Below are 25,851 nucleotides of genomic sequence, written 5' to 3' on the forward strand. Positions count from 1 at the left end.
CCGAAAAATGGGAGTTAAAACCATGAACTGGAAGACAACAGCAACCGCCATGGGGTTGGCGTTGCTCGCCTCGACGGGCCTGGCCCGCGCCGACGGCGTGCTCAACATCTACAATTGGGGCAACTACACCAGCCCCGACGTGATCAAGAAGTTCGAGGCCAAATACAACGTCAAGGTGACCATCACCGATTACGATTCCAACGACACCGCGCTGGCCAAGGTTCGCCAGGGCGGCACCGGCTTCGACATCGCGGTGCCGTCGCAGACCTATGTGCCGATCTGGATCAAGGAAGGTCTCCTGCTCGAGACCGATCCGGGCAAGATGGAGAACTTCAAGAACGTCGCGCCGGAATGGGCCAATCCCGAGTTCGATCCGGGCCGCAAATATTCGGTGCCGTGGGCCTGGGGCACGATCGGCGTCGTCGTCAACACCGATGCCTACAAGGGTCCGGCCGACAGCTGGGGCATCGTCTTCAACACGCCGGACGAGCTGAAGGGCAAGGTCAACGTCGTTCCGGAGATGGGCGACGTCATCTTCGCGGCGATCAAATATGTCGGCGGCCAGCAGTGCACCGACGACAAGGCGGTGCTGAAGAAGGTGCGCGACCTCCTGGTGGCGGCCAAGCCGAACTGGATCGCGATGGAATACAACACCATCGAGAAGATGGGCGCCGGCGATTTCAAGGCGACCAGCGACTGGAACGGCTCGGCACTGCGCCAGCGGCTGGCCAATCCGGCCATCCACTACAACTATCCGAAGGAAGGCTTCGGCCTGTGGAGCGACAACGTCGTCGTTCTGAAGGAAGCCAAGAACGTCGACAATGCCAAGCTGTTCCAGAACTTCATCATGGATCCGGAAAACGCGGCGGGCCTCTCGGCCTTCCACCGCTATGCCAACGCCATCACCGGCTCGGACAAATACATGCCGGCGGACATGAAGGATGCGCCGGAAGTCGTCATTCCGGCCGATGCCAAGCCGAAAGGCGAATTCCAGAAGATGTGCCCGCCGGAAACGCAGGAACTCTACACCAAGATCTGGACCGAACTGCAGAAGTAATCGCTGCATGAGAGACCCGGCGGCACATGCCGCCGGGTCTTTTCTTTTCCGGGAATGGCCTTTCATGGACTCCTATCGCAACAGCGATCCGCGGCCGCCGATCATGCAGGGCTCGCCGCCCGCCATGGTGCCGCCGAAGCTCGACTGGGACCGGCCGCCGTGGAACCGCTGGGCGTTCCAGCACATCCGTGAAATTCTGCCGACCGCCGAAGTCTGGCGCGGCAACGGCCATCGCCGCCGTCTCGAACGCGCCGAGGTCGATCTTGACGGGCTGGCGGTCGAGGACAGCGAGGGCAAGCCGACGACACTCGCCGGGCTGCTCGACGAGACCTATACGGACGGTTTTCTGGTGCTCAAGGACGGCAAGATAGCCTATGAGCGCTATTTCAACGGCATGGGTGAGCGCACGCTGCACCTGTCGCAGTCGATGGCCAAGTCCGTCACCGGTTCGGTATTCGGCATACTGGTCGGGCGCCGCCTGATCGATCCGGCCAGGCCGGTCACGGATTATTTGCCGGAGCTCGGCGCCACCGGCTGGGCCGGCGCCAATGTGCAGCATGTGCTCGACATGACGAGCGGCGTGCGTTTCTCCGAGGAATATACCGACCGCTATTCCGACATCGGCCAGGTCGATGTCGCCACCGGCTGGAAGCCGGTGCCGCCGGGCAGCGATCCGGATTTTCGCTGGCCCTCGCACATGTTCGAGCTGATCCTGGGCTTGAAGGACACGATCCGCCCGCACGGGGCTCAATTCGAATACCGCTCGATCGAGACCGACGTGCTTGCTTTCATCATGGAGCGGGTGACAGGTAAACGGCTGCCGCAACTGGTTTCGGAAGAACTCTGGCAAAAGCTCGGTGCTGATGAAAGCGCCTGCTTCACCGTCGACAGCGCCGGCTATGCGGTGGCCGATGGCGGCTTCAATGCAACGTTGCGCGATTATGGCCGCTTCGGCCAATTGATCCTCGACAATGGTGGCGGCGTCGTGCCGGCCGGCTGGGTCGAGGACACGCGCAACGGCAGGCATGGGCCGGACTTCAGCCCCAGCCTGCCGGAGGGCAGCTATCGCAACCAGTTCTGGATCGAGGACCCGCGCTCGCGCCCACTGATGTGCCGCGGCGTGTTCGGTCAGATGATCCATATCGAGTGGAACACCGGAATGGTCGTGGTGAAGCTTTCGACCTGGCCGGATTTCGCCAATGGTGCCTATTCCATAGCGACGCTGAAAGCCGTGCACGCTATCGCCACGGCGCTTCGCTGAGCCCCACAAAGAAGAAACGACCCGGAAGGAAACGCCATGACCGGCAAAACCGTGTTCGAGACCCGCTATGGCTTCCGGCGCAACCAGGTCGTGCTCGCCAATTGGCGCGAGAACCCGTTCAACCGGTGGTCGTTCCAGAATCTCGGCGAACTGGTGCCGACCGCCCGGGTGGCGGCGACGTCGGGCGTTGTCGAAACCCCCGTGCGCGATATGGGCGGCCTGCTCGGCGAGAAGGTCGCGATCGCCGGCACACCGGAGACGGTGGCTGATTTTCTCGCACGTTCGAGCACCGACGCACTGACGGTGATGAAAGGCGGCAGGATCGTCGGCGACTGGTTCGCGCCGCATATGGATTTCGGCGCCCGCCACATCATCTTTTCGATCAGCAAGTCGCTGACCGCCATCATTGCCGGCATACTAGAAGGCGAGGGGGTGTTCGACCCGGAAGCGCCGGTGACGGCCTACATCCCCGAAGCCGCCGGCTCGGCCTATGGCGATGCGAGCGTGCGGCATGTGCTCGATATGAGCGTCAGTCTCGATTTCGAGGAAGCCTATCTCGATCCGGAAAGTGCTTTCGCCCGCTATCGCCGTGCCACGCTGTGGAATCCGGGCGGTGGCACGGAGAGCCTGCGCGAATTCATCCTGACCCTGCAACGCCTTGCAGAGCCGCATGGCCAGACCTTCCGCTACCGCTCGCCGAATTCCGACCTGCTCGGCCTGCTGCTCGAGCGTGCGTCGGGCCAGCGGTTCACCGACCTGATGCGCGAGAAGCTGTGGCTGCCGCTCGGCGCTGTCAGCGAAGCCTCGATCGGCGTCGACATGGAAGGCACGGCGCGCACGGCCGGCGGCATTTCGGTGACGCCGCGCGACCTGGCGCGTGTCGGCGAGATGATGCGGCAAGGTGGCATGGCCAATGGCCGCCGCATCGTACCGGAAGCCTGGGTGCGCGACACGACCAGCACTGGCGGCAGTGCGGACGCCTGGCAGCGCGGCGCGATGCTGCCACTGTTTCCCAAAGGCCGTTACCGGAACAAATGGTACCAGACTGGACACGAGAACGGCGCCTATTGCGGCATCGGTATTCATGGCCAGTGGCTGTATGTCGATCCCAGGACCGAAGTGGTGATCGCCAAGATGTCGTCGCAGCCGGAGCCTGTCGACGATCCGCTCGATATCGAGATCGTCGCGTTCTTCGAGGCGCTGAGCCGGCTGATCTAGGCGCGCCGCGATCGCCACATTGGCGCACGCTTTCCTGTGGACCGCCGGGCTGATCGAAGCGCGGCGGTTGGCGGGCCGGACGTCTGCGCCTATGGTCGCCGCTCTTTGGATGAGAGCAGGAACGACATGGCATCCGACATCAAGCGCATTGCAGCCATCATCGCGGCCGAGATCAGCGCGCGGCCCGAACAGGCGGCCGCGGCGATCGAACTGCTCGATGAGGGCGCGACAGTGCCGTTCGTGGCGCGCTACCGCAAGGAAGTCACCGGCGGGCTCGACGACACGCAATTGCGCGATCTTGCCGAACGCCTTGCCTATCTGCGCGAGCTCGACGCGCGCCGCGACACCATCCTTGGCTCGATCCGCGAACAGGGCAAGCTGACCGAGGAGCTTGAAGGCAAGATCGTCGCCGCCACCACCAAGGCGGAACTTGAGGACATCTACCTGCCCTACAAGCCCAAACGCCGGACCAAGGCCGAGATCGCCAGGGAGCGCGGGCTGGGGCCGCTGGCCGAAGCCATCTTGGCGAACCGCTCATTGGTGCCTGCCGAACTGGCGCTGGCCTATGTCAACGAAGAGGTGGCCGATACCAAGGCGGCGCTCGAGGGCGCGCGCGACATCCTGTCGGAACAATTCGCCGAGAATGCCGATCTGGTCGGCAAATTGCGCAGCTACATGAAGGAGCGCGCCTTCATGCGCGCCAGGGTGGTCGACGGCAAGCAGGAGGCCGGCGCGAAATTCTCCGATTATTTCGACCATGTCGAGCGTTGGGCAAATGTGCCGAGCCATCGCGCGCTGGCGATGCTGCGCGGCCGCAACGAGGAAGTGCTGTCGCTCGACATCGAGGTCGATGCCGATGACACCTCACCGGTGAAGCCGGTCGAGCGGATGATCGCCAATGCCTATGCCATCGGCGGCAGCCTTCCGGGTGACAGATGGCTGATGGAGGTGGCGGGCTGGACCTGGCGTATAAAACTGTCGCTGCATCTGACGCTCGATTTGATGCGCGATCTGCGCGAGCGGGCGGAGGAGGAAGCGATCCACGTCTTTGCCCGCAATCTCAAGGATCTACTGCTGGCCGCTCCCGCCGGCTCGCGCGCCACGATGGGGCTCGACCCCGGCATCCGCACCGGCGTCAAGGTGGCGGTGGTCGACGGCACTGGCAAGGTGCTGACAACGACGACGGTCTATCCATTTCCGCCCAGAAACGATGTGCGTGGCACGCAGGCGGAACTCGCCAAGCTCATCCGCCTGCACAAGGTCGAGCTGATTTCGATCGGCAACGGCACCGGCAGCCGCGAGACCGAAAAGCTGGTGGCCGACATGCTGTCCGACATGCCGGCGGACGGCGGGCCGAAGCCACTGAAAGTGATCGTCAGCGAGGCCGGCGCCTCTGTCTATTCGGCATCGGCAACGGCGGCGGCGGAATTCCCCGGTCTCGATGTGTCGTTGCGCGGCGCTGTCTCGATCGCCCGGCGGCTGCAGGATCCGCTGGCCGAACTGGTCAAGATCGAACCCAAATCGATCGGCGTCGGCCAGTACCAGCACGATGTCGACCAGTACCGGCTCGGCCGCTCGCTGGAAGCGGTGGTCGAGGACGCGGTCAATGCCGTCGGCGTCGATCTCAACACTGCCTCGGCGCCGCTTTTGGCGCGCGTTTCAGGTCTGGGCGCATCGCTGGCCGACGCGATCGTTGCGCATCGCGATGCGACCGGGCCCTTCGCCAGCCGGAAGGACCTGCTCAAGGTGCCGCGGCTCGGACCTCGGGCCTTCGAACAATCCGCCGGGTTCCTGCGCATTGCCAATGGCAGCGAGCCGCTCGACGCCTCGTCGGTGCATCCGGAGGCCTATGGCGTGGCGAAGAAGATCGTCGCTGCCTGCGGGCGCGATGTGCGGTCGTTGATGGGCGATAGCGCCGCGCTCAAGGCACTCGACCCACGCGTCTTCGTCGACGAGCGTTTCGGCTTGCCGACGGTGCGCGATATCCTGGCGGAGCTGGAAAAGCCCGGCCGCGACCCGCGCCCAGGCTTCAAGACGGCGACCTTCGCCGACGGCATCGACGACATCAAGGATCTGAAGCCCGGCATGCTGCTGGAAGGCACGGTCACCAACGTGGCCGCCTTCGGCGCCTTCGTCGATATCGGCGTGCATCAGGACGGGCTGGTGCATGTCTCGCAGCTGGCCGATCGGTTCATCAAGGATGCGCATGAGGTGGTCAAGGCCGGCGACGTGGTGAAGGTGCGCGTCGTCGATGTCGACATCAAGCGCAAGCGCATCGCGCTTTCCATGCGCAAGGATAGCGGCGAGGGGGGTGCTCCGCGCAGCGGACCGCGCGACAATGGTGGCGGCAGGCCGGCACCACGTTCGCCGGCACCCCAGCAACGCCAGCCGGAGCGGCCGGCACAGCAAGGAGCGTTCGGCGCCGCGCTGGCGGATGCGCTGAAGCGAAAGTAGCTACCACGCCAGAACGGCCGGTTCCTTCTCGACCTGACCGAGCAGCCAGTCGCGAAAACTGGCGACCGGCGGATGGCCGCGCTTGTCGTGCGGGACGACGAGATAGTAGGCACTGCGGCTTTGCATGGGCTGGCCTGGCGCCGGCACCAGCTGGCCGCGCTGCAATTCGCCTGCAATAAGGATCAACGGCAGCAGCGCCACACCGAGCCCCGCCATGCAGGCTTGGGCGGCGGTGCCGAACTGTTCGAACTGCATGCCGGGTCCGGTCGGCGCGCTCAGGCCCTGATGCTCGAACCATTCGGTCCAGGCGCCAGGACGCGTCGCCATGTGCAGCAGCGGCAGGCGGCCAATATCGGCCGGTGAGGCGATGGCGCGGCCGGCGAGGAATTCGGGCGACACGACCGGCGCCACGGTTTCGCGCACCAACAGTGTCGAGTCGGCCTCCGGCCAGTCCGGCAGGCCGTAGTGGATGGCGGCATCCAGCCTCTCCCTGGCGAAGTCGAAGCGACCGACGCGGGTGACGAAGTTGATGGTGATATCGGGATTGTTTTCGACGAAATCGGGGATCATCGGCATCAGCCAGCGCGTGCCGAAGGTCGGCAAAATGGCAAGGTTCAGCATGCCACTATGCCGATTGCTCATCAATCCAAGGGCTGCGTCACGCAATTGCCCAAGTGCTGAACGAACCGCCTCGGCGTAGATCTCGCCCGATGTCGACAGCCTGACATTGCGGCTGTCGCGTTCGAAGAGCCGGCGGCCGAACTGATCTTCCAGAAGTTTGATCTGGCGGCTGACCGCGCCCTGGGTCAGATCTAGCTCCTGGGCGGCGGCGGTGAAACTGCCCAGCCGGGCTACAGCCTCGAAGGCGGCAAGGGCGCTGATGTTGGGCAAAAGGCGGCGCTGGACACTCATGATCCATTCTTAATGCTCATTGATCGGTGAATCAATTTCGTTTGATTTTTTCGAGGCACAAGCCGATAGAACGGGCCAACATTTTGCTTCATGCGTGTCATCGTTTTGAGCGACATGCATTGGTTTGGGAGAACGTCATGGCCGCCGACAAGAACGCATTCGTCTGGGAAGACCCGTTCCTGATCGAGGGCCAGCTTTCGGAAGACGAGCGCATGGTGCGCGACGGGGCGGCCGCCTTCGCCGCCGACAGACTGGCGCTGCGGATCGAGGACGCCTACCTCAACGAGACCTTCGACACCGCGATCTTCCGTGAAATGGGCGAGGCCGGCCTGCTCGGCATCAACATCCCTGAAGAATTCGGCGGGCTTGGCGCGAACTACGTCACCTATGGGCTGGTCGCACGCGAAGTGGAGCGCGTCGATTCCGGCTATCGGTCGATGATGTCAGTGCAGTCGTCGCTGGTGATGTATCCGATCTATGCCTATGGCTCGGACGAACAGCGCAAGAAGTACCTGCCCAAGCTCGCCAGCGGCGAGTGGATCGGCTGTTTCGGCCTGACCGAGCCGGATGCAGGCTCCGACCCGGGCGGTATGAAGACGCGCGCCGAGAGGACCGCCAACGGCTACAAGCTGTCCGGTTCGAAGATGTGGATTTCCAACGCGCCCGTCGCCGATGTGTTCGTCGTCTGGGCGAAGCTGAAGGGGGAGAACGGCAAGGACGAGATCCGTGGCTTCGTGCTGGAAAAGGGCATGAAAGGGCTTTCGGCGCCGAAGATCGGCGGCAAGCTGTCGCTGCGGGCGTCGATCACCGGCGAAGTGGTGATGGAAGGCGTCGAGGTCGGCGAGGACGCGCTGCTGCCCAACGCAAAGGGCCTTGGCGGACCGTTCGGATGCCTCAACCGGGCTCGCTTCGGCATTTCCTGGGGCTCGATGGGCGCCGCCGAGGATTGCTGGCACCGCGCCCGCCAATACGGTCTCGACCGCAAGCAGTTCGGCAAGCCGCTGGCCGGCACGCAGCTCTACCAGAAGAAGCTTGCCGACATGCAGACCGAAATTGCGCTGGGATTGCAGGCGTCCTTGCGCGTCGGGCGGCTGCTGGATGAAGGCAAGATGGCGCCGGAAATGATCTCGATCGTCAAGCGCAACAATTGCGGCAAGGCGCTGGACATCGCCCGCCAGGCCCGCGACATGCATGGCGGCAACGGCATCCAGATCGGCTACCACGTCATGCGCCATGCGCAGAACCTGGAGACGGTCAACACCTATGAAGGCACGCATGACGTGCATGCGCTGATCCTGGGAAGGGCGCAGACGGGGTTGCAGGCATTTTTCTGAGCCGGCAACCGTTGCTTAAATTAGGTGCACCGCAACATCTCTGCTTGGAGAATGGTCGCCAGATGTGTCAGGGTTCAGCGAAATCGTTTGAAACGCTGAAATCCGGGGCCCCATGGCAATTCTGGCAGCCGTCTACCACCTGACCCATTACAAATACGACCGGCCGGTGGTTCTCGGGCCCCAGATCATCCGGCTGCAGCCGGCGCCGCATTCCCGTACCAAGGTGCTGAGCCATTCGCTCAAGGTCGAGCCGGCGAACCACTTCGTCAATCTGCAGCAGGATCCTTACGGCAATTTCCTCGCCCGCTTCGTCTTTCCGGAGCCAGTGACGGAGTTGAAGATCGAGGTTGACCTCGTCGCCGACATGACGGTCTATAATCCGTTCGATTTCTTCGTCGAGCCGTCGGCCGAGGCGTTTCCGTTCGAGTATCCGGAAGAAATACGCGACGATCTCGCCATCTATCGCACTCCGGAGCCGGCGGGACCGCTGCTGTCGGCGCTGCTGAAGACCATCGATCGCAGCGCTGCCAACACCGTCAATTTCCTGGTCGATCTCAACGCGCGGCTGCAGCGCGAGATCGCCTATATCGTGCGCATGGAAACCGGTGTGTTCTCGCCGGAAGAGACCTTGGCCGCGAAAAAGGGATCGTGCCGGGATTCGAGCTGGCTGCTGGTGCAGATCCTGCGCAATCTCGGCATCGCGGCGCGCTTCGTTTCCGGCTATCTGGTCCAGTTGAAGCCCGATCTGGTGGCGCTGGACGGTCCAGCCGGAACCGCCGTCGACTTCACCGATCTGCATGCGTGGTGCGAGGTCTATCTTCCCGGCGCCGGCTGGATCGGCTTCGATCCGACCTCGGGCCTGCTCACCGGCGAGAGCCATGTGCCGCTGGCCGCCACGCCGCATTTCCGCAACGCGGCCCCGATTTCCGGCATGGCGAGCTTCGCCAATGTCGAATTCGGCTTCGAGATGCGGGTCGACCGCATCGCCGAACATCCGCGCATCACCAAGCCATTTTCGGACGAAAGCTGGCAGGCGCTCGACGCTCTGGGCAACAAGGTCGATAAAGCACGTGCCGCCGGCGACGTGCGGCTGACGATGGGCGGCGAGCCGACTTTCGTGTCGATCGACGATTTCGAGTCGGCCGAATGGAACACCGCCGCCGTCGGTCCCACCAAGCGCGAAAAGGCGGACGAACTGATCCGTAAACTGCGCGAGCGCTTTGCGCCGGGCGGCTTTCTCCATTACGGCCAGGGCAAATGGTACCCGGGCGAAAGCCTGCCGCGCTGGACCTTTTCGCTCTACTGGCGTGCCGACGGCCAGCCGGTGTGGAGCGATCCGTCGCTGATCGCACGCGAAAAGAGCGAGGCCGATATCGGCCCGAAGCAGGCCGAAAGCCTGCTCACCGCGATTGCCGGCGAGCTCGGCATCGACAAAGCCATGGTCAGCGAAGCCTATGAGGATCCGGCCGAATGGCTGCTCAAGGAAGGCAAGCTGCCCGACAATGTCGATCCGTCCAACTCCAGGCTGGAGGATCCGGAAGAACGCAGCCGCATGGCGAAAGTGTTCGAGCGCGGGCTGACCAAACCGTCCGGCTATGTGCTCCCCGTCCAGCGCTGGAACAGCCAGGCATCGGATCCGCGCTGGCGTTCGGAAAAATGGAAGACGCGGCGTGGCCGGCTGTTCCTGGTGCCAGGCGATTCACCGGTCGGCTACCGGCTGCCGCTCGGCACGTTGCCCTATGTGCCGCCGGAGCAATTCCCTTATATCGTGCCGGTCGATCCGTCACTGCCACGCGGCCCGCTGCCCGCGCGTGAAGCCATACTGGCCGGACCGGCTCCAGCCGAACTGGAAGGCGCCGACGAGATGGCGCGCCGCCAGCAGGCGGCATCGTTCACCGCTGCGACCGGCCAGCAGGAGCGGGTCGAGCAGGAGATCACCGAGATCGGCGGCGCGGTGCGCACCGCACTTTCGGTCGAACCGCGCGATGGCCAGCTTTGCGTGTTCATGCCGCCGGTCGAGGCGCTGGAAGACTATCTCGAACTGGTCGCGGCGGCCGAGAACGCGGCGAAGGCGATAGGCCTTCCCGTGCACATCGAAGGCTATGGCCCGCCGCACGATCCGCGCCTCAACGTCATCCGCGTCGCGCCTGACCCAGGCGTCATCGAGGTCAACATCCATCCTGCTTCCAACTGGCAGGATTGCGTGGCGACGACGACGGCGATCTACGAGGAGGCGCGGCAGACACGGCTTGGCGCAGACAAGTTCATGATCGATGGCCGCCACACCGGCACCGGCGGCGGCAACCATGTCGTGGTCGGCGGTGCGACACCCAATGACAGCCCGTTCCTGCGAAGGCCGGACCTGCTGAAGAGCCTGGTGCTGCAATGGCAGCGCCATCCGTCGCTGTCCTACCTGTTCTCCGGCCTGTTCATCGGGCCGACCAGCCAGGCGCCACGCTTCGACGAAGCGCGTCACGACTCGCTCTACGAGCTTGAGATCGCTATGGCGCAGGTGCCGCATCCAGACCAGGGCAACGCACCCTTGCCATGGCTGGTCGACCGGCTGTTCCGCAATTTGTTGACCGACGTCACCGGGAATACGCATCGTTCGGAAATCTGCATCGACAAGCTGTTCTCGCCCGACGGACCGACCGGCCGGCTGGGGCTGGTCGAATTCCGCGGCTTCGAGATGCCGCCCAATGCGCGCATGAGCCTCGCGCAGCAACTTTTGGTCCGCGCCATCATTGCCCGTGCCTGGAAGAGCCCGCTCGACGGCCGTTTCGTGCGTTGGGGCACATCGCTGCATGACCGCTTCATGCTGCCGCATCATGTCTGGGCCGATTTCCTCGACGTGCTCGACGACCTCAAGCTCAACGGTTTTGAGTTCCGTCCCGAATGGTTCGACGCCCAGCTCGAATTCCGCTTCCCGTTCTGCGGCGAGGTTCAGCATGCCGGCATCAAGCTGGAACTGCGCCAGGCGCTGGAGCCGTGGCATGTGATGGGCGAGCAAGGCGCGATCGGCGGCACCGTGCGCTTCGTCGATTCCTCGGTCGAACGGCTGCAGGTCAAGACCGAAGGGCTGAACCCGGAGCGCCACGCAGTCGTCTGCAACGGCCGCATCGTGCCGATGAAGGTCACTGACAATCGCGAAGTGGCGGTGGCAGGCGTGCGCTTCAAGGCCTGGCAGCCGGCATCGGGCCTGCATCCGGCGCTGCCCGTCAACACGCCGCTGGTCTTCGACATCTATGACCGATGGTCGGGCCGTGCGGTCGGCGGCTGCGTCTACCATGTCGCCCATCCCGGCGGGCGCAATTACGACACCTTTCCGGTCAATGGCAACGAGGCGGAAGCCCGGCGGCTCGCCCGCTTCGAACCGCGTGGCCATACGCCATCCGCCTATGTGATCCGTGAAGAACAACCGGCGGAAGATTTCCCGATGACCCTTGACCTTCGGCGGCCGGCAAGACTCTGATCAGCAATGGCAAAGGGGAATCACAAGAGGGGACGCGGCAAGCCGCAGACCCACAGCCTGCTGGAGCACTACCAGCCTATCGACGGCGTCGTCGACGAGATGGTCGATGCATCGGGCAATCCTCGCCCGGCCTGGAAGCATTTTGTCGAGGCGCTCGAGGAACTCGGTGCTGAAAAGCTCGGCCAGCGCTTTGCCCGCGCCGACCAGTATCTGCGCGATGCCGGCGTTTATTACCGCGTCTATGACAAGGCCGGCGCCAATGAACGCGAATGGCCGCTGGCGCATGTCCCGGTTCTCATCGAAGAGAGCGAGTGGGCGGCGATCAGCGCCGGCCTCGTGCAGCGCGCCGAACTGTTCGAGGAAACCATCGCCGATATATACGGGCCGAACCGGCTGGTCGAAAAAGGCATCCTGCCGGCGGGATTGATCGCCGCCAGCCCCGAATATTTGCGGCCTGTCGTCGGCACCAAGCCGGCCGGCGGCCACTTCCTGCATTTCTGCGCCTTCGAGCTCGGCCGTGGACCTGACGGCCAGTGGTGGGTGCTTGGCGATCGCACGCAGGCGCCGTCCGGCGCCGGTTTCGCACTGGAAAACCGCGTCGCCACCACACGCGCGCTGTCCGACATCTATGGCGAGATGCATGTGCACCGCCTTGCCGGCTTTTTCCGCCGTTTTCGCGACGCGCTGATCGGCATGGCCAAGGAGACCGACGGCCGCGTCGCCATCCTCACGCCGGGGCCGCTCAACGAAACCTATTACGAACACGCCTACATCGCCCGCTACCTTGGCATCATGCTGCTCGAAGGCGAGGATTTGACCGTTTCAGGCGGCCGGCTCATGGTACGCACGGTTTCCGGCCTGATGCCGATCAGCGTGTTGTGGCGGCGGCTCGATGCCGCCTTCGCCGATCCGCTCGAACTGCGCCCGGATTCGCAGATCGGCACGCCGGGCCTGGTCGAGGCGATCCGCCAGGGCGCGGTTGCTACCGTCAATGCGCTTGGCTCCGGCCTGATGGAGACGCGTGCGCTGCTCGCCTTCCTGCCCAAGATTTCACGGGCCTTGCGGGGCGAGGAATTGCTGCTGCCAAGCGTCGCGACATGGTGGTGCGGGCAAGCAACCGAACGCGCGCATGTGCTGGCCAACATCGATCGCATGGTGATCGGCCCGGCGCTGTCGACGAGACTTGCCTTCGAGGATGACGATTCAACGAAGCTCGGTTCGGCGCTGTCGGCCGGAGAGCGGGCGGAGCTGGTGGCGCGCATCGAACGCGATGGCGGCGATTTTGTCGGCCAGGAAGCGGTGACGCTTTCGACGACGCCCGTCTATGTCGGCGGGTGGCTGGAGCCGCGGCCAGCGAGCCTGCGCGTCTACCTGGCGCGAACGCCGGAGGGCTGGACGGTGATGCCGGGCGGTTTTGCCCGCATCGGCCTGTCGCTCGACCCGACGGCGATCGCCATGCAGCGTGGCGGCCAGGCGGCGGATGTCTGGGTTGTCAGCGACAAACCGGTGGAGCGCGAGACGCTGCTGCCGCAGGAAGGCGACAGTTTCAGCCGCACTAGGCCCGGCAGCCTGCCCAGTCGCGCGGCGGAGAACCTGACCTGGCTCGGCCGCTATATCGAGCGCTCGGAGGACACGGTGCGCATCCTGCGCGCCTACCATGTGCGGCTCGCCGAAACGTCCGACCCGGACATGCCGCTGCTCGCCGACATCAGGGATTATCTCGAACCTTTCGGCATCGACGTCGAGACGGCGATCCCGTCAGGGCTGATCGGCACGCTGGATAGCGCGGTCTACAGCGCCGGGCAGATTCGCGACCGCTTCTCGCCCGATGGCTGGCTGGCGCTGAAGGACCTGTCGAAAACCATCCATCAGTTCGCAACGACGGTCGCGCCCGGCGACGACGCGACCCGGGCGATGACAGTCATCCTGCGTAAGCTCGCTGGCTTTTCCGGCCTGCTGCACGAGAACATGTACCGCTTCGCCGGTTGGCGCTTCCTCGAGATCGGCCGCCGGCTGGAGCGCGGCATCCAGATCTCCCGCACGCTGTCGCGGCTGACCAGCGCCAAGGCGCCGGACGGCGCGCTCGACATGATGCTGGAGATCGGCGACAGCGTGATGACCCATCGCCGCCAATATCCGGTGCAGGCCGGCCGGCACACGGTGATCGACCTGCTGGCGCTCGATCCGCTTAACCCGCGCTCCATCCTGTTCCAGCTCGAAAGGCTGAAGGCCGAAATCGGCCTGTTGCCGTCGCTCGGCGGGGAGGGGCAAATGTCGCCGGCGGCGAAGGAAATCCTGCAGCTCAACACCCAGATCGCCATCAAGGAGCCTTCGGATATGACGGCAAAGGCGCTGGACGAGCTCGCCCACGAAATCGGCGGCCTCTACAACAGCCTCGCCAAAGCCTATTTCGGATAAATCATGCTCTACGATATCAGGCTTCATCTCCACTATGATTACGCTTCCGCTGCCGGCGGCGGTCGTCATCAGGTGCGTGTGCTGCCGTCGACGATATCAGGCGTGCAGCGCGTCATCGCCGCATCACTGTCCTTTGCGCCGGCGCCTAACGAGCGTTCCGACTTTTCCGATTTCTTCGGCAACAACGTCACCTCGATCGCCTTTCGCGATGCGCATGATGCGCTCGATATCAGGATGAGCGCCCGCGTGTCGGTGTCTCGGCCCGAGCCCGGGCTCGACGTGTCGCCCGATATCGCCCGGCTCAGGCAGGAGCTCGCCGCGGTGCGGTCTCTGGCACCTGATGCACCGCACCATTTCCTGACGGCCAGCACCCATGCCGGCATCGACGATGCGATCACCGCCTACGCACGCAGCAGCATCGCCGGTTCCGCCGCCAGCACGGCCATGAACCTGTGCCATCGCATTCATCGTGATTTCACCTATGACGGCGAGGCGACGACGGTGCGGACCCGGGCCAGCGATGCCTTCAGGCTGAAGCGCGGTGTCTGCCAGGACTTTTCGCATATCATGATCGCCGGCCTGCGCGGGCTCGGCATTCCCGCTGGCTATGTCAGCGGCTTCCTGCGCACCATCCCGCCGAAGGGCAAGCCCCGGCTGGAAGGCGCCGATGCCATGCATGCCTGGGTCAAGGTCTGGTGCGGGCGCGACGCAGGCTGGCAGGAATTCGATCCAACCAACGGCATGCGGGCCAGCAACGACCATATCACCGTCGGCTACGGCCGCGACTATTCGGACGTAGCGCCGATCGTCGGCGTGCTCAAGACCACGGGGGGACAGGTCGGCGAGCAGGCTGTCGATGTCATTCCGGTTGTGCTCGAGAAAGCCTGAAGGCAGGCTCGACACCGTTTTCGGACGGCGCGTGGAACCAGCGGTCGGCCAGTGGCTTATCTACGGAATTCGCGTGGAGCCGACATGTTGCAGAAATCCGGAATGTCGCCCGGCCGACCGGCTGGCGAGGACGCTGTATCGCCAGATGGCGTGTTCAAAAACGGGGCACAAAGCTCGGCCGATCATGCGTCGCTTAGTTATGTCAGCGATGCCGAGCCTGGTATCCGGCGGCTGAAGACAGGCAAGGGGTTTTCCTACAAGGGACCGGACGGACGGACGGTTTCGGACGCCACCAAAGCCCGCATCGAGGCGATCGTCATTCCGCCGGCCTGGACGGATGTGTGGATTTCGCCCGACGCGGACGGCCATATCCAGGCAACCGGCAGGGACCAGCGGGGACGCAAGCAATATCGTTATCATCCGCAATGGGCCGAAGAGCGCGATGGTGCCAAATATTCGAGCCTTGTCGCATTCGCCGAGAGCCTGCCGGACCTGCGGCACAGGGTCGACAGCGATCTGCGCCGTCGTGGCTTGCCGTTCGAGCGTGTCGTCGCCGCGGTCGTCTGGCTGCTCGACAACACGATGATCCGCGTCGGCAATGCCGCCTACGCCCGCGACAACAAGAGTTTCGGGCTGACCACGTTGCGCGACCGGCATGTCGATATTGTCGGTTCAAGCCTGCGCTTTGCCTTCAAGGGCAAGTCGGGCAAGGAGTGGAAGCTGAAGCTGGCCGACCGCCGCATCGCCAGGATTGTGCGTGGCGCGCAGGACCTGCCAGGCCAGAAGCTGTTCCAGTATCTCGATGAGGACGGCGACAGGCGGCCGGTCCGCTCCGAGGACGTCAACCGCTATATCCGTGAGGCGGTCGGTGACGCCTTCAGTTCGAAGCATTTCCGCACCTGGGGCGGCACCATTCACGCCGCGTCACTGTTTGCGCAAACGGAACTGCCGCAAAGCCAGACGCAGCGAAACAGGGCGATGAACAGCGTCATCGACAAGGTTGCCGAACGGCTGGGCAATACGCGTGCCGTCTGCCGCAAATGCTATATCCATCCGCGGGTCTTCGAAGCATGGTCCGAGGGACGGTTGCTGGATGAAATGGCGCAGGCCAACAAGCGCAAACGGGCGATTGCCGGTCTCGATGACGAGGAAGCTCTCGTGCTGCGATGGCTGAAGCTGGGAGAAAGCTGACCGACGCGGCCGACGGTGGCCAAATCCGTCACATCTGGATTTTTTTATCGACGTCATGTCGGGATCGGTCTTACTGTTTCGTCCTTTGACAGAGAAAAGGACCAGCCATGCTCTACGCAATCCTCTGCTATGCCTCCGAAGATGTCGTCTGCTCCTGGAGCAAGGCACAGGACGACGAGGTCATGGCCAATCTCCTCGACGTTCAGGACAAGTACGCCAAGGCTGGTCGGCTCGGCCCGGTGGCACGGCTTCTGCCGACCACGGCCGCGACGACGTTGAGGAAGGTCAAAGGCGAATCGGTCGTCATCGACGGGCCGTTCGCCGAGACCAAGGAACAGTTTCTCGGCTTCTACACGCTCGAATGCGCCGATCTCGACGAGGCGGTGGAGTTCGCCCGCGAGCTTTCCGAGGTCAACCCGAGCGGCGGCTCCTATGAAATCCGGCCGGTTTCGGTCTTCAACCCAACAACGGTTTCCGCATGACCGAAATGGCCTGGATCAGCTCCGCGATCAGCGCCGCCCGCCCGCAGGCGATGGGCGCGCTGCTGCGTTATTTCCGCGATCTCGATACGGCGGAGGAAGCTTTCCAGGACGCGTGCCTCAGGGCGTTGAAGAACTGGCCGCAGAACGGGCCGCCGCGCGACCCGGCGGCCTGGCTGATCTTCGTCGGCCGCAACAGCGGCATCGATGCGGTGCGCAAGCGCGCCAAGCAGGCGCCGATGCCGGAGGAAGACCAGGTTTCCGATCTGGAAGACGCCGAGAGCGATATCGCCGAGCGGCTGGACGGGGCGCACTACCGCGACGACATATTGCGGCTGCTGTTCATCTGCTGCCATCCCGATCTGCCGGCAACGCAGCAGATCGCGGTGGCGCTGCGCATTGTCTCCGGTCTCACGGTCAAGCAGATCGCGCGCGCCTTCCTGGTTGGCGAAAGCGCCATGGAGCAGCGCATCACTCGCGCCAAGGCGCGCATTGCGGACGCCGGCGTGCCGTTCGAGACGCCTGGCGCGGTCGAGCGCTCGGAACGGCTCGCCGCCGTCGCCGCCATGGTCTACCTGGTCTTCAACGAGGGCTATTCGACCAACAGCGGCGAGGCGCCGGCGCGCGCGCCGCTGTGCGAGGAGGCGATCCGGCTGGCACGGCTGTTGCTGCGGCTGTTCCAAACCGAGCCGGAGATCATGGGGCTGACGGCGCTGTTGCTTCTGCAGCATGCGCGCGCACCGGCCCGTTTCGACGAGAGTGGCGAGATCGTGCTGCTCGAAGACCAGGATCGCAGCCTGTGGAGCCGCAAGATGATCGATGAGGGGCTGGCACTGGTCGACAAGGCGCTGCGCCATCGCAAGCCCGGCCCTTACCAGGTGCAGGCGGCGATTGCCGCGCTGCATGCGCGGGCCGAAAAGGCCGAGGATACGGACTGGAACGAGATCGACCTGCTCTACCGCTTGCTGGAGCAGATGCAGCCGTCGCCGGTGGTCACGCTCAACCGGGCCGTCGCGGTCTCGAAGGTGCGTGGACCGGGGGAGGCGCTGGCCATGATCGAGCCGCTGGAAGAACGGCTTTCCGGCTATTTCCACTTTTTCGGGCTCAAGGGGGGCCTCTTGATGCAGCTCGACCGGGGCGACGAGGCGCGCGTCGCCTTCGACCGGGCCATAGCGCTTGCGAACACGGCGGCAGAGGCTGCCCATATCCGCATGCATATCGACCGGTTGATCAAGGACGGTGCGGTGCGCCCGCCGGCGAAAAAGGCAAACTGAGCGTCACCTCCCCATCTGGCTCAATCGTGTAGTTTGGGCTTGGACCATGCCGGGGTGGCGATTTTCCCCTGAAACGAGTAATGCCACGCCATGACTGCGCCTGAAGTGCCTTTCGGCACACGGGCGACACGGCGAAGGCTTAACCCAGCGCCATATGATGGCGACGGGATCTGAAAGGAACCAGAATGACGATAGGCAAGGAAACGACCGAACTGCTGGCGAAACTGGGCGTGGCCAAGGAAGCGCTCGTCGGCGGCGACCTGATCGTGCGCAGCCCGGTGACGGGCGAGCAGATCGCGGCGCTGAAGACGATCTCACCGGCTGACGCGGCCAAGGTGATCGATGCCGCGCACAAGGCCTTCCAGGCCTGGCGCATGGTGCCGGGCCCGCGGCGTGGCGAACTGGTGCGGCTGCTCGGCGAGGAACTGCGCGCGCACAAGGCCGAGCTTGGCCGGCTGGTTTCGATCGAGGTCGGCAAGATCCCGTCCGAGGGGCTCGGCGAAGTGCAGGAGATGATCGACATCTGCGATTTCGCCGTAGGCCTATCCCGGCAATTGTACGGCCTGACCATCGCCACCGAGCGCCCGGGCCATCGGATGATGGAAACCTGGCATCCGCTCGGCGTCGTCGGCGTCATTTCCGCCTTCAATTTCCCGGTCGCTGTGTGGTCCTGGAATGCCGCCCTGGCGCTGGTTTGCGGCGACGCGGTGGTGTGGAAGCCGTCGGAAAAGACGCCGCTGACCGCACTTGCCTGCGAGGCCATCTTCAAGCGTGCGGTCAAGCGCTTCGGCGCGGACGCACCTGATGGCCTGGCGCCGGTGCTGATCGGTGACCGCGCCGTCGGCGAGATCCTGGTCGACCACCCCAAGGTGCCGCTGGTTTCGGCGACCGGCTCGACCCGCATGGGCCGCGACGTCGGCCCGCGGCTGGCCAAGCGCTTTGCCCGCGCAGTGCTCGAACTCGGCGGCAACAATGCCGGCATCGTCTGCCCGAGCGCCGATCTCGACATGGCGCTGCGCGCGATTGCCTTTGGAGCAATGGGCACGGCCGGCCAGCGCTGCACGACGCTGCGGCGCCTGTTCGTGCATGACAGCGTCTACGACGCCCTGGTTCCGCGCCTCAAGAAGGCCTACGAGAGTGTGTCTGTCGGCAATCCGCTGGAGACCTCCTCGCTGGTCGGGCCGCTGATCGACAAGGCGGCATACGAGGCCATGCAGAAGGCGCTGAAGGAAGCCGCCGCCCATGGCGGCAAGGTGACCGGCGGCACGCGGGTCGAGAACGGTCATCCGGATGCCTATTACGTGCACCCGGCGCTGGTCGAGATGCCCAAGCAGGTGGCCCCTGTCACGGAAGAGACCTTCGCGCCGATCCTCTATGTGATGAAATATTCGGATTTCGACGCCGTGCTCGACGAGCACAATGCCGTGGGCGCAGGCCTCTCGTCGTCGATCTTCACCCGCGACCTGCAGGAATCCGAGCGTTTCCTGGGTGTCGACGGATCGGATTGCGGCATTGCCAATGTCAACATCGGTACGTCGGGCGCCGAGATCGGCGGTGCCTTTGGCGGCGAAAAGGAAACCGGCGGCGGCCGCGAGAGCGGCTCCGACGCATGGAAGGCCTATATGCGGCGCGCCACCAACACGGTGAACTATTCCAAGGCGCTGCCGCTCGCCCAGGGCGTGTCGTTCGACATCGACTGAGAACTTCGGGATTTTGATCGCCCGCATTGAAAGGCATCCCCGTTACGGGGATGCCGCACCGATCAGCTTCCAGCCGGCGGAAAACAGGCATTGAAAGCGGTGTCGACGATGGCCAGTTTGGCCGCCTGGACTGTCATGTATTCCTGGTAGAATGTATTCGACACCCACATCACCGAATGGCCGCGCTGGCCGAGCCAGCCGATGCTGCCGAGATTCTCGGCAGCGCGCAGCTTGCGGGCCAGATGGGTCCGCGAGAGCTTGAGCCATTTGGCGAAATCTCCGATCGAAACCACGCTGGTCGGAATCTGGTCCAAGCCGGCGTGATCGGGGTCGATGCCCGACATCAGCCAGTCCATGACGATGCCGCCATTGTTGAGCCAGATGAACAGGGAAAAGGTCTGGTTGGGTTCGCGCACCGGCTTGGAGGCAAGCAGGCCGTCCGCCACCAGAGGCTGCAGCCCGGCAACCATCTCGGGGTGTTCGAGGAACCTGGCCAAGCGGTCAGCGCCGTCGAGGCGATCCAGCGTCCGCAGATGGGCAAGGACCCAGCCGGTAAAGGTCTGCACGGTTGCCGCCGTCGGCTGCAAAGGGTGCGTACGGCCGTCGCCACCCGACACATACTCGGCGATGTGGTAGTGCAGCATCTCCTTGATGAAAGCGTCCGCCGTGTTGCGGCTGGCGACCGCATGCTGGTGCACGAACTCGATGAACCGCGATACCGTCAGTTCCTTGCGGCGGTCGTGCGGATCGCGCCTGAAATGCATGGCGAGGCCGACATGACCCATCAGCCAACGCTGCTGCGTGGCGAAAATGGAAGCCAGGCGAGGGCTCTCCTCATAGATTCGGATCAGCGCCAGGGACTGTTCCTGAACGTAGCGATGCAACGCCGGATGGCCGGCAATATCTTCCAATTTCAGCGCCATCCTCCTGGTGTTCCGGTTCAACTCAAAAAGCCGAGTTGCGCTCCACATTTTTCAGCCTTCCACGGCTGTGTCCAGAGGCACCAAATGCGAAGAGCAAGCCTAACCCGAACACGGGTCGGGCAACGACCGGTCCATGGTGGGATCGGCTAGCCGATTGCCATGCCCTGGGAAGCGCGCCGGTGATCTGCGGCTTGACGGGGATGGTGGAGAGTGAGTTACCGTGCCAAGCGCAATCGCGACAAGATCAGCCAGGTAATCCAGCTGCGCGAACCGCGCCGCGCGTCAGTCGTCTGCAGGGGCGTTTCCAACTGGTCGATGGCGGCATCTCTCGCCACCATACGCGATGAAACCGGCCGGCTTTCGCCGGCCGGTTGGTTCGATCAGGATCAGCCGCAGACGCGAACCTCTTCGATCACCCTGTGGTGGTGGCGCCAGTGCTTGACCAGTTCGATATGGCAGCGATGATGCCGGTGGTGGCGGCGATATTCGCCGTACCGGTATTCGCCATCGTCATACTGAACGTTCCGGTCGCCATCATACTGATTGTCGGAATAGCGATCGCGGTGATGACGGCGAATAACGATCCCACTGTCGGAATCGTCGTCCGGCAAATATCGATCGTCGTCGGACTGGATGGTCACGCTTGCCGCTCGCGTCGGCGCAGTGATCGCCGCTGTCGCGGCCAATGCCAACAGGGAAGCCAGAATCAACTTCTTCATCTCGTCCTCCTACACGTTCAAGACATGGTAACTCGCGGAAGAACTGGGCGTTCCGACTAATTTTACACTCTTTGCGACGCGGGAGACATCAAGGCGTTATCGTCCACCCGCTCCAGTCGCACGAAGGCCGTCAGCGGCAGGTGGTCGGAGGCAACGCGTGAAAGCGGCGTGTCATGCGCGTCGATGGCGGCAATCATGCCATGCCGGTTGGCCATGATCCGGTCGAGCGCCAGCAGCGGCAGGTTCGACGGGAAGGTGGGGACCGCCGGCGGCTGCGGGCCGAACGTCGCGTGCAGCGTGTTGAGAGCGGAGCGGTTGCCGAGCCGCCATTCGTTGAGGTCGCCGAGCAGCAGGGTCGGTCTTTCGTCCGGGCTGTTCATCAGGTCGAGCACGACGCGCGCCTGCTGGGAGCGGGAGCGGCGCAGCAGGCCAAGATGGGCGGCGATGATGCGCAGCGTCCGGCTTCCATCGAGGTCGATCTCCGCCACCACCGCGCCGCGCGGCTCCAGCCCCGGAAGCTTGATCTGGTGCACGTCGCGAACGACGCCCTTCTTGAACAGCAAGACGTTGCCATGCCAGCCATGGCCCTTGCCGGTAGCGGAAATCGGCACCGGAACCAGTCCGGTTTCCCGTTCGAGCCGCGGCAGGTCGAGAAGACCATCACGGTCGCCGAAGCGGTTGTCGGCTTCCTGCAGGGCAATGACATCCGGATCGATTTCGCGGATGACGCGGATGGTCCGGTCCGGATCGAACTTCCTGTCGACGCCGATGCATTTATGGACATTGTAGGAGGCAACCAGCGTGCCGGTGGTGGCTGTCGTCTTGAGTGCGGCGGCGTTAGCTTTCTGCATCCGGCGGTCACGAAGGGACAGAAGCATGCTTGCCGGGAGGCTGCGTCCAATTCTGTGCATCTGTGCTGCTCGTTCTCGCTGGCTTCAATTCAGAAGCCGGATACAGTCAAAATAGGCAATTTCGGCGTATGTTCCATGACAGACGAGTTCCTCAAGCGCACCTCCGCCTTAGAGATAGGGTGAACCGAGCCACAATGCCCGGTCGAACAGCCTGATAAGGAACGGCCGGGCTCGCAAGGCTTCCAGTGTTACCGGCACGGCGGAGGCAATCGCCGACCCGATCCGCGCCTCGATCTCGCTGGCAAAGCCGGCATCGAGCACCTCCAAGTCGATCTCGAAATTGAGCCGCAGCGATCGGGCGTCAAGATTGGAAGAGCCGACATAGGCCCACACGCCGTCGATCGAAAGCAGCTTCGAATGGTCGAATGGTCCCTCGGTTCGCCAGACACGGCAATAGTGTTTGAGCACCTGATCGAACTGCGCCATCATCGCGCGGTCGACGAGGAAAAGATTGTTCACCGCCGGCACCACGATGTCGATCTCGACCCCGCGCCTGCCGGCGGTGATCAGGGCGCTGATCAGTTCCCGATCCGGCAGGAAATAGGGCGACATCACGCGTATGGACTTGCGGGCGACCGAGAACGCACCGATCAGCAGCTTGTGGTTGGTCTCGTTGCTGGCATCCGGGCCGGAAGCGACTGCCCGCACCATCATCGGTGCGCCTGGCGACGGCGACAGCGGGGCAATGCGCCAGGCGTCGCCCTTCAGCGCCTCGTTGGTGGCGAAGCGCCAGTCTTCGGCGGCGACCGAAAAGAGGTCGGCGACGATCGGGCCGGTCACCCGGAAATGTGTGTCCCTGGCGCTGTTGGAGCCGGCGAATTCGGCGGAGAAGCCTTTTCGGATGTTCATGCCGCCGGTGAAGGCGGCGATGCCGTCGACCACCAGGATCTTCCGGTGGGTCCTCAGATTGGCGTAGGGCAGGCGCAGGCCCATGACGATGTTGCCGTTGAAGACGTCGGCGGGGATGTTGGCCTCGCGCAAATGCCCCAGGATGCTCGGCACCGAGTAGCGGGCGCCGACGGCATCGATCAGCACGCGGACGGTGACGCCGCGCCGGACGGCGCCGGCCAGCGCCTCGACGAAGAGCAGGCCGACGGCGTCATTGTCGAAAATATAGGTCTCGAGCAGGACGCTGCGCTCGGCGCCGTCGATCGCCGCGCACATGGCGGCATAGGCCTCGTCGCCGGTCTCCAGCACATCGATTGCGTTTCCAGGGTTGAGCGCGCGCCGCGCCACCCTGTCGCCGAGTGTCCGCAAGCCCGTGAACCGTTGCCCGTATCGCTCGACGATCAGGGCCTCTTCGACAGCGACGTCGCGCTCATGCTTGGCGGACACCACGCCGTCGGCAAACGGGCGCTGGGCGGTGATCGTGGCACGGCGGATGCGATTGATGCCGGCGACGGCGTAGATCAGCACGCCGAGGATCGGGGACAGCACCATCACGCCGACCCAGCCGGTGGCGGCGCGCACATCTTCCTTGGTCATGACGGCATGGACGATGCCGACCGTCGCCATCACCACGGAGATGATCGCCAGAATTTGCGGCCAGTGAGTCGCCAGGGTCGCCAACATGCCGAGACTATCCAGCGAGCGGTTGCAGAAGGCAATGCGGCCGGTCCTGCCGCGCATTCGCCGGATGGTGGCATGCGGCCCTGGCCGAAGGTTTCGACCAGCCGCAGAGATTGATGGGTAGAAGCTTCCCGACGGACCTGTTCAGAAGGACAAACCTGACCTAGCGGAAGCATAGAGCCTGGCATCATCCTGTTCTGCTCAGAGCCTCCGAAGCCTCTTATGCTTTGGTGCGACCTCTATTGTATATCAGGATGAATGAACTTAATGATATGAACACTTTGATTGATGGCGAGGGGGGCGCCTAACGATGAAATTCAACTTCGATGAACCTCCCGGCGATGACGTAGTTGCCGACACGTCGGCAGAATGCCAACGCCAATTGCTGCCTCTCGTCCGCGAGATCGTCCAGGCGGCCGTCGCTGCCGGATGGAGCGAGGAGGACGTTCTTCTGGGGTTTGTCGAACTTGCATGGGATTTGTATGAGAATCGTCGCGACGATCTGCAATGACCGGTAGCCATCTGGTAGCTCTGCATTGCTGGCTCTGTCGCGGCTTTTGCGTCGGCAGCTTTTCGCGATAGGAATTTTTTCTTGACACGGTGATCTCAGCTAAGGTATATATTCGTGCATGGTGCTGATTTGCGCCAGTGACCCGCCGAGCAGGCGGGTTTTTCGTTTGATGCTCCGTCAGCCAATGCGCCGAAGGGTCCAAAGGGACCTGTTGACCCGTAGTCGCGACCTAAAGGCCTGGGTTCCTCGCCCCGAGGGGCTTTTATCCCGAACAAAATTTTTTGTTTGCGTACGGGTGTTATTCACTATCCGCAGCATGTGCGTTACGTTGGATCCGGGTCGGGCTAAGGGGGATTTCAGGCGGCAGACAAGCGGCTGAGGCCAGGCAATGGAAAATACGGACGATGCTCGGGAAGGCGGCAATTCCCAGGGCGTCAATCGAGAACGGACAGCTCGATATGTCCTGGACATAATTCCTGAAAGCGCAGGCCCCTGGAGGCCCACCGCGGCGCGGAGTGTCATAGACTCCGCTCGCGATCCCGTCTCGCAGACATTCCCGGCCAAAGAGCATTCCACTGGAATTGCGCTGCGGCCCGCACGCCGATCGAGAGCCTTGCTCGGCAGCGACCGGATCACGCGGTGCAATACGCCGACCGGATGTCGCGTCGTCAATCCGGCGGGTGTGGACAGCAAGCCGGCCTGGTCCCTGACCCGGGAGAACGCCGTCGTTTCCATCGCTCCCGAAGCGCTGGCGCAATTGGCCGTGCATGAATTCGATCTCGCCGAACTCGATCCGCCTGCTTTCGGCACGGTCGACCCGGCCGATCTGCTGCGCACCCACCCAGGCCGCAACAGGCGCCTTGCGGCGTTTTCCAGAATACATCTTGGAACGCTCTCATGAATGGGGTTGGCGATGCCGGTCGGCTTCGATCAATCACGAATTGTTTTTCAGGGGAACGCGGAAGGAAGCCTAGGGTTGAACCTCATCCGGGACGAATCAGGAGGCCAAGAAATGCCGGGTGAGGATGGTGTCCCCGGACCGGTTTCCGGACCCAATTCGCGACAACCGACGCTCAACGCAAAAGGCAGGCTTTCCGTCCGCGCCGCGAGCCGCGTGCGGCAATTCCTGGACGAGAACTTTACGCGCAAGCTGGCGCTTGCCGAGATGGCCGCGGTTTGCGGTCTTTCACCCTATCATTTTGTGCGGGCTTTCTCGAGGACGTTCGGGATGCCGCCGCATCAGTACGTCCTCGGTCTGCGGCTGGATTTCGCTGAAAGGTTGCTTGCCGACAGCGGCATGACGATCGCCGACATCGCTCACTCCAGCGGATTTTCGAGCCAGAGCCATTTTACCACCGTGATGAAGAAATACCGGCAGATGACGCCGCTGCAGGCGCGGATGGGAAAGCTTAGCGCCAAGTTTAGATGAGACGGCGCTTAGGGAATTGCTTGATTACTTGATTCTAAAGCATTGGCAGGGGTAACGAGCCGTTAACCTATGCCGATTTGCTCGCCTCTTTTCTCACAAGACAGCAATATCGTGAAATACCGCACGCAGGA

20 protein-coding genes are annotated in these 25,851 nt (G+C 63.6%); 15 read left to right on the top strand and 5 right to left on the bottom strand.

All coding sequences use genetic code 11. The annotated features are described in order from the left end of the window. Nucleotides 1–22: 22 nt before the first annotated feature. The 4 genes from M729_RS0109700 to M729_RS0109715 all read left to right on the top strand — a co-directional run bounded on the left by M729_RS0109700 (nucleotide 23) and on the right by M729_RS0109715 (nucleotide 5,990). The gene (locus M729_RS0109700; RefSeq protein WP_027161445.1) at nucleotides 23–1,057 is read left to right on the top strand and encodes an extracellular solute-binding protein; all 1,035 of its coding nucleotides are present in this window, start codon (nucleotides 23–25) and stop codon (nucleotides 1,055–1,057) included. Nucleotides 1,058–1,121: 64 nt separating this feature from the next. Further along, nucleotides 1,122–2,318, top strand: coding sequence for a serine hydrolase (locus M729_RS0109705; RefSeq protein WP_027161446.1), 1,197 nt, complete (start codon nucleotides 1,122–1,124; stop codon nucleotides 2,316–2,318). A 36-nt stretch (nucleotides 2,319–2,354) separates the two neighbouring features. Continuing rightward, complete coding sequence (locus M729_RS0109710) at nucleotides 2,355–3,536, top strand: serine hydrolase (RefSeq protein WP_027161447.1); 1,182 nt, start codon at nucleotides 2,355–2,357, stop codon at nucleotides 3,534–3,536. Between the two features lie 126 nt (nucleotides 3,537–3,662). Beyond that, nucleotides 3,663–5,990 carry a Tex family protein gene (locus M729_RS0109715; RefSeq protein WP_027161448.1) on the top strand — a complete coding sequence of 776 codons (2,328 nt, stop codon included), beginning with the start codon at nucleotides 3,663–3,665 and terminating at the stop codon, nucleotides 5,988–5,990. On the opposite strand, the gene M729_RS0109720 is transcribed toward M729_RS0109715, so the two are convergent. Further along, nucleotides 5,991–6,902, bottom strand: coding sequence for a LysR family transcriptional regulator (locus M729_RS0109720; protein ID WP_027161449.1), 912 nt, complete (start codon nucleotides 6,900–6,902; stop codon nucleotides 5,991–5,993). It abuts the gene before it with no gap. Between the two features lie 137 nt (nucleotides 6,903–7,039). On the opposite strand from M729_RS0109720, the gene M729_RS0109725 reads away from it, so the two are divergent. The 8 genes from M729_RS0109725 (at nucleotide 7,040) to M729_RS0109760 (ending at nucleotide 19,658) form a co-directional block, all read left to right on the top strand. Next, nucleotides 7,040–8,236 (top strand): acyl-CoA dehydrogenase, encoded by a 1,197-nt coding sequence (locus M729_RS0109725; RefSeq protein ID WP_027161450.1) that lies wholly within the window; start codon nucleotides 7,040–7,042, stop codon nucleotides 8,234–8,236. A 112-nt stretch (nucleotides 8,237–8,348) separates the two neighbouring features. After that, the gene (locus M729_RS0109730; protein ID WP_027161451.1) at nucleotides 8,349–11,708 is read left to right on the top strand and encodes a transglutaminase family protein; all 3,360 of its coding nucleotides are present in this window, start codon (nucleotides 8,349–8,351) and stop codon (nucleotides 11,706–11,708) included. Nucleotides 11,709–11,714: 6 nt separating this feature from the next. Further along, nucleotides 11,715–14,126 (top strand): circularly permuted type 2 ATP-grasp protein, encoded by a 2,412-nt coding sequence (locus M729_RS0109735; RefSeq protein WP_027161452.1) that lies wholly within the window; start codon nucleotides 11,715–11,717, stop codon nucleotides 14,124–14,126. A 3-nt stretch (nucleotides 14,127–14,129) separates the two neighbouring features. Further along, nucleotides 14,130–15,014, top strand: coding sequence for a transglutaminase family protein (locus M729_RS0109740; protein WP_013529827.1), 885 nt, complete (start codon nucleotides 14,130–14,132; stop codon nucleotides 15,012–15,014). Between the two features lie 84 nt (nucleotides 15,015–15,098). After that, on the top strand, nucleotides 15,099–16,205 hold the full coding sequence (locus M729_RS0109745) for a DNA topoisomerase IB (RefSeq protein WP_024502667.1): 1,107 nt from the start codon (nucleotides 15,099–15,101) through the stop codon (nucleotides 16,203–16,205). Nucleotides 16,206–16,312: 107 nt separating this feature from the next. Beyond that, complete coding sequence (locus M729_RS0109750) at nucleotides 16,313–16,687, top strand: YciI family protein (protein WP_013529829.1); 375 nt, start codon at nucleotides 16,313–16,315, stop codon at nucleotides 16,685–16,687. Next, the gene (locus tag M729_RS0109755; protein ID WP_013529830.1) at nucleotides 16,684–17,958 is read left to right on the top strand and encodes an RNA polymerase sigma factor; all 1,275 of its coding nucleotides are present in this window, start codon (nucleotides 16,684–16,686) and stop codon (nucleotides 17,956–17,958) included. Before M729_RS0109750 ends, M729_RS0109755 begins: the two co-directional genes overlap by 4 nt. 185 nt (nucleotides 17,959–18,143) lie before the next feature. Next, on the top strand, nucleotides 18,144–19,658 hold the full coding sequence (locus M729_RS0109760; RefSeq protein WP_027161453.1) for an aldehyde dehydrogenase family protein: 1,515 nt from the start codon (nucleotides 18,144–18,146) through the stop codon (nucleotides 19,656–19,658). A 62-nt stretch (nucleotides 19,659–19,720) separates the two neighbouring features. Here M729_RS0109760 and M729_RS0109765 read toward each other — a convergent pair whose 3' ends face one another. The 4 genes from M729_RS0109765 to M729_RS0109785 form a co-directional block, all read right to left on the bottom strand. Beyond that, entirely contained in the window at nucleotides 19,721–20,581 is an 861-nt protein-coding gene (locus tag M729_RS0109765) for a hypothetical protein (RefSeq protein ID WP_024502664.1), read from the bottom strand. 386 nt (nucleotides 20,582–20,967) lie between these two features. After that, complete coding sequence (locus M729_RS0109775) at nucleotides 20,968–21,300, bottom strand: hypothetical protein (protein WP_024502663.1); 333 nt, start codon at nucleotides 21,298–21,300, stop codon at nucleotides 20,968–20,970. A 62-nt stretch (nucleotides 21,301–21,362) separates the two neighbouring features. Further along, on the bottom strand, nucleotides 21,363–22,211 hold the full coding sequence (locus M729_RS0109780) for an endonuclease/exonuclease/phosphatase family protein (protein WP_013529834.1): 849 nt from the start codon (nucleotides 22,209–22,211) through the stop codon (nucleotides 21,363–21,365). A gap of 108 nt (nucleotides 22,212–22,319) precedes the next feature. Next, nucleotides 22,320–23,783, bottom strand: a complete 1,464-nt coding sequence (locus M729_RS0109785; protein WP_024502662.1) for a phosphatidylserine/phosphatidylglycerophosphate/cardiolipin synthase family protein — start codon at nucleotides 23,781–23,783, stop codon at nucleotides 22,320–22,322. A 307-nt stretch (nucleotides 23,784–24,090) separates the two neighbouring features. Between M729_RS0109785 and M729_RS0109790 the strand changes: the two genes are divergently transcribed. The 3 genes from M729_RS0109790 to M729_RS0109800 all read left to right on the top strand — a co-directional run bounded on the left by M729_RS0109790 (nucleotide 24,091) and on the right by M729_RS0109800 (nucleotide 25,720). Next, nucleotides 24,091–24,291: a hypothetical protein gene (locus M729_RS0109790; protein WP_013529836.1), complete on the top strand. Its 201-nt coding sequence runs from the start codon at nucleotides 24,091–24,093 to the stop codon at nucleotides 24,289–24,291. Between the two features lie 613 nt (nucleotides 24,292–24,904). Further along, a complete protein-coding gene (locus M729_RS1000000138780; protein WP_024502660.1) occupies nucleotides 24,905–25,192 on the top strand; it encodes a hypothetical protein in 288 nt (95 codons plus the stop codon). A 12-nt stretch (nucleotides 25,193–25,204) separates the two neighbouring features. After that, the gene (locus M729_RS0109800; protein ID WP_024502659.1) at nucleotides 25,205–25,720 is read left to right on the top strand and encodes an AraC family transcriptional regulator; all 516 of its coding nucleotides are present in this window, start codon (nucleotides 25,205–25,207) and stop codon (nucleotides 25,718–25,720) included. The last annotated feature ends 131 nt before the right edge of the window (nucleotides 25,721–25,851 follow it).

It is taken from the genome of Mesorhizobium sp. WSM1293 (assembly GCF_000513875.1).
Classification (GTDB): Bacteria; Pseudomonadota; Alphaproteobacteria; order Rhizobiales; family Rhizobiaceae; genus Mesorhizobium; species Mesorhizobium ciceri.